The sequence below is a fragment of the Pantoea sp. CTOTU49201 genome (genome assembly GCF_032054795.1).
Taxonomy (GTDB): domain Bacteria; phylum Pseudomonadota; class Gammaproteobacteria; order Enterobacterales; family Enterobacteriaceae; genus Pantoea; species Pantoea symbiotica.
Genome location: NZ_DAMBSA010000458.1, coordinates 1 through 3,485, shown reverse-complemented (window position 1 = coordinate 3,485; position 3,485 = coordinate 1). Strand labels below are relative to the sequence as shown.

Annotated in this window: 2 protein-coding genes and 1 pseudogene; 2 read left to right on the top strand and 1 reads right to left on the bottom strand. The window is 58.1% G+C overall.

Annotated elements, in window-relative coordinates; translation table 11 throughout:
• Together nrdD and nrdG are read left to right on the top strand one after the other, a co-directional pair.
• Positions 1-1,759, top strand: a 1,759-nt coding sequence (nrdD, locus tag RTY00_RS22070; RefSeq protein ID WP_312666245.1) for an anaerobic ribonucleoside-triphosphate reductase, incomplete at its 5' end; no start/stop codon positions are given.
• A pseudogene (nrdG, locus tag RTY00_RS22065) lies at positions 1,756-2,220 on the top strand (anaerobic ribonucleoside-triphosphate reductase-activating protein); the annotation flags it as partial. The gene nrdD and the pseudogene nrdG, both read left to right, overlap by 4 nt.
• Here nrdG and RTY00_RS22060 read toward each other — a convergent pair.
• Entirely contained in the window at positions 2,215-3,249 is a 1,035-nt protein-coding gene (locus RTY00_RS22060) for a permease (protein WP_312666243.1), read from the bottom strand. The pseudogene nrdG and the gene RTY00_RS22060 sit on opposite strands and share 6 nt — an antisense overlap.
• Positions 3,250-3,485 lie beyond the last annotated feature (236 nt).

Here is a 3,485-nt window from a genome sequence, read left to right as displayed (position 1 = left end):
CCAGCGCGATCTGCTGGCTGGCATCGTCGCCAAACATTACGCTCAGCAGCAACTGTTGCCACGCGATGTGGTGCTGGCGCATGAACGTGGTGACATCCACTATCACGATCTCGACTATTCTCCGTTCTTCCCGATGTTTAACTGCATGCTGATCGATCTGCACGGCATGCTGACCAACGGTTTCAAGATGGGCAACGCCGAGATCGAGCCGCCCAAATCGATCGCGACTGCCACGGCGGTCACCGCGCAGATCATCGCGCAGGTCGCCAGCCACATTTATGGCGGCACCACCATCAACCGCATTGATGAAGTGCTGGCGCCGTTCGTCACGCTCAGCCTGGAAAAACACCGCGCGGTGGCGCAAGAGTGGCAGATTCCCGATGCCGAAGCCTATGCGCGCGTGCGCACCGAGAAAGAGAGCTACGACGCGTTTCAGTCGCTGGAGTACGAAGTGAATACGCTGCACACCGCCAATGGCCAGACGCCGTTTGTCACCTTTGGCTTTGGCCTCGGCACCGACTGGGCGGCGCGCCTGATTCAGCAATCCATTCTGCGTAACCGCATTGCCGGGCTGGGTAAAAATCATAAAACGGCGGTATTCCCGAAACTGGTGTTTGCTATTCGCGAAGGCGTGAATCGTCGGCCTGGCGAAGTTAACTACGATATCAAACAGCTGGCGCTGGAGTGCGCCAGCAAACGCATGTATCCGGATATCCTCAACTACGAAAAAGTGGTGGAAGTGACCGGCTCGTTTAAAACGCCGATGGGCTGCCGCAGTTTCCTTGGCGTCTATGAGGAAAACGGCGAGCAGATTCACGAAGGCCGCAACAATATCGGCGTCATCAGCCTCAATCTGCCGCGTATCGCGCTGCAAGCCAAAGGCGACGAAGCGCAGTTCTGGCGCTTGCTGGATGAACGTCTGGCGCTGGCGAAGCGCGCCTTAATGACGCGTATCGCCCGGCTGGAAAAAACCAAAGCGCGCGTGGCGCCGATTCTGTATATGGAAGGTGCCTGCGGCGTGCGCTTGAAAGCGGATGACGAAGTGGGCGCCATTTTCCGCAACGGCCGTGCCTCGATTTCCCTTGGCTACATCGGCCTGCATGAGACGCTGAATGCGCTGAGCGGCAACGAAGTGCATCCGTATGACGCCGAATACCTGCGGGCAAAAGGCGTGGCGATTGTCACCCATCTGCGTAACGCAGTGGACGCCTGGAAAGAGGAAACCGGCTACGGCTTCAGCTTGTACAGCACGCCGAGCGAGAATCTGTGCGACCGTTTCTGTCGCCTCGATGCCGCCGAATTTGGCGTGGTGGCGGGCGTGACCGATAAAGGGTATTACACCAACAGCTTCCATCTCGACGTTGAGAAGAAGGTCAATCCCTACGACAAGATCGACTTTGAAGCGCCCTATCCCGCCATCGCTAACGGCGGATTCATCTGTTACGGCGAATATCCCAATATCCAGCACAACCTCAAAGCGCTCGAAGACGTCTGGGATTACAGCTATCACCGCGTGCCCTATTACGGCACCAACACGCCGATTGATGAGTGTTACGAATGCGGCTTTAGCGGCGAGTTCAGCTGCACCAGCAAAGGGTTCACCTGCCCATGCTGCGGTAATCACGATCCGGCGCGCGTATCGGTAACGCGCCGCGTGTGCGGCTATCTCGGCAGCCCGGATGCGCGTCCGTTTAACGCCGGTAAACAGGAAGAAGTGCAGCGACGCGTTAAACATCTGGAGACAGGAAAGCTGGGATGATGCGCATCCACGGCTATTATCCGGTCGATATCGTTAACGGACCCGGCACGCGCTGTACGCTGTTTGTCGCGGGCTGTGAACATCAGTGTCGCGGCTGCTATAACCAAAGCACGTGGAGGCTGGATTCCGGCGTACCTTTTACGCTGGAGATGGAAGAGCAACTGATCGCCGATCTTAACGATCGGCGCATTCCGCGTCAGGGCTTGTCGCTGAGCGGCGGCGATCCGCTGCATCCGCATAACGTGCCGCATGTGCGTCGCCTGGTGAAACGTGTGCGACATGAATGTCCGGATAAGGATATCTGGCTGTGGACCGGCTACCAGATGGCGGAACTCAGTGCGGCGCAGCGCGAAGTGGTGGATGAAATTGATGTGCTGATTGACGGGCGTTTTATCGAAGCGGAAAAAGATGCGCGGCTGCTGTGGCGCGGCAGCCGCAATCAGAAGATTTGGTGGTTACGCCAGCCACAAGGCGAGCACGCCAAGCAACATGCCGCTGCCTGCCACGCCGATCAGCGCGATCCACAGCGCCCGTGCGGGAAAGGCGCGATGCAGCATCAATAACGACGGCACACTCACGGCGGGCAGCGTCACTAACAACGCCAGCGCGGGCGCAACGCCCATGCCCGCTAGCATCATGGTCTGCACTATCGGGATTTCCGCAGCGGTGGGAATCACAAACAGGCAGCCAGCAATTGCCATCAACATCACCCAAAACAGCGTATTGCTCACCGCGCCATCCGCGTGCGGGAACAGCCAAACGCGCGCGGCACCGAGCAACAATACCGCGACGATGTACAGTGGAATGGTGTTGCAGAACAGTCGCCACATCACTCGCAGCCAGCGCGTCAGAAACGACTGCTCATCGCGGGCCGGGATAACGGGCGCGGCAACGGCCTGATCCGGCACGCTGCGCTGCACCAGCCACGCGATGCCCAATACCATCATCAAACCCGCCACCAGCCGAATCGCCGCAAAATTCCAGCCAAGTACAAAGCCCATAAAAATCAGTGTGGCGGGATTGAGTAGCGGATTCGCCAGCCAAAACGCCATTGCCGCGCCGCTGGAAACCTGCGACTGACGCAAACCAGCAGTCACCGGCGCGGCACAGCAGCTGCACATCATGCCTGGCAAACCTAATCCAGTGCCCATCAGCGTCGAGCCAAAGCGCGAGCTGCCCATCAGACGCAGCAGCCAGGCGCGTGGAATCAGCACCTGCACCAGCGAGCCGAGGATCACGCCGAGCACTGCGGCTTTCCACACGGCGAGGAAATAGACCATGGCGTAATCGAGCGCCGCGCGCCACGGTGAGTCAGCCGCATTGGCCAAAATCGATTTACCAATTGAGTGCGTTTCGGCGGCAGAGAAGGCTTTGCCGTAATAAGGCTGCCATTTGACATACCACAGACCGAGTACCACTACGGCGAGAAACAGCAGCGGTTTCCACCAGGCGAAGCGTGTCGCTGGGGCGTGAGAAGAGAGTTGGGTCATCACAGAATTCCGTATTCAACTGAATAACGATGCCGCGTTGGGATACGCGGCGGATAGGCCTTAGTGTTATTCAGGTCATTTCATTCCGCCATGTGGAAATCGCTCAAACTTGATCCGGGGCAGAAATTTACCTCTTGCGCCTACGTGTCGCTGCGTTGCCAGACAATCTTTTTGCCAAAGCCCAGAGCATTGTCGGTCATCTTCACTTCTTCGAGCATGATTTCCCACAGCGGCGC

Bases quoted from the DNA above. Each gene is read 5' to 3' on its own strand.
- RTY00_RS22060 (WP_312666243.1), bottom strand. From the start codon at position 3,249: ATGACCCAACTCTCTTCTCACGCCCCAGCGACACGCTTCGCCTGGTGG.